Annotated in this window: 1 protein-coding gene; it reads left to right on the top strand. The window is 64.2% G+C overall.

The features are described from left to right. The coding region (locus ACWUKX_RS30935) for an IS5 family transposase (RefSeq protein WP_456010452.1) at positions 1 to 963 on the top strand (963 nt) is incomplete at its 5' end. Positions 964 to 1,071: the final 108 nt, after the last annotated feature.

The raw sequence follows: 1,071 nt of genomic DNA, 5'->3' as shown, positions 1-1,071 counted from the left end.
TTGAGCTTGGCGGACGGTCTTGCGGTGTCGGATGAGACGATCTTCGATCTTGTTGCGAAAGAGATCGACTGGGGTCCGATCGACGGGCTTTTGGGCGCACGCAGCGGAGCCGGGCCAGGCACGGCCAGCTATCCGGCACCGGTGCTGATGCGCTGCCTGTTGTTGGGTGTATGGCATGGGCTGAGCGATCCGGCGCTGGAGGCACAGATCCGCGACCGGCTGTCGTTCCGCCGCTTTGCCGGCTTCAGCCTCTCGGATCGCACGCCTGATCATTCGACGCTGTGGCGCTTCCGCGAGGAGCTGACGCGCGAGCGGCTGATCGACAAGGTGTTCGAGGAGATCAACCGCCAGCTTGAGGAGAAGGGCCTGATCGTCAAGCGCGGTACTCTGGTCGATGCCTCGTTCTTGCAAGCTCGCGGCCGCCCGCCGAAACAACCCAAGAAGGGCCACCAGGGCCCGGTCAAGCCATCGGCGGACAAGGATGCGCGCTGGGGCAAGAAGGGCAAGAAGGGCACCTTCGGCTACAAGATGCACATCGGTGCCGACCAGGATCATACGCTGATCCGGCGCGTCGAGGTGAGCGACGCCTCGGTCACCGACACCGAGCCGGCCGACGCACTGATCAGCGGCGATGAAAAGGCGGTCTATGGCGATCAGGCTTATTATACCCACGCCAGACATGCCCGGTTGATCGAGGCAGGCATTAAGGACCGCCTGATGCGGCGACCCAACAGACATCATCCCAAGCTGCCGCCGCGCCAGAAGCTGCGCAACCAGCTGATCGCCAAGATGCGGGCGGCGGTCGAGCGGCCCTTCGCCGTGTTCAAGGAGACCTATGCCATGCGGCGTCTGCGCTTCTTCAACCTCGCCGCCAACCGCACGCAATGCATACTGGCCGCCTGCGCCTACAACCTGCGCCGCATGATCAGCGCCCTCCATCCGCCTGGCGAGAAGCCGGCATAAGCAGGAGTCCGTCCACAATCGGCCGGATCGGCCGATTGCTCTGGCAAATGTCTTGCCGAACGGCCAAGCAGCGCTTCGCCGGCCCCCAAAGGAGGCCGATGCCCCCAA

This window comes from Mesorhizobium sp. f-mel (assembly GCF_053850215.1).
This window is presented reverse-complemented; position numbering and strand designations above follow the sequence as displayed.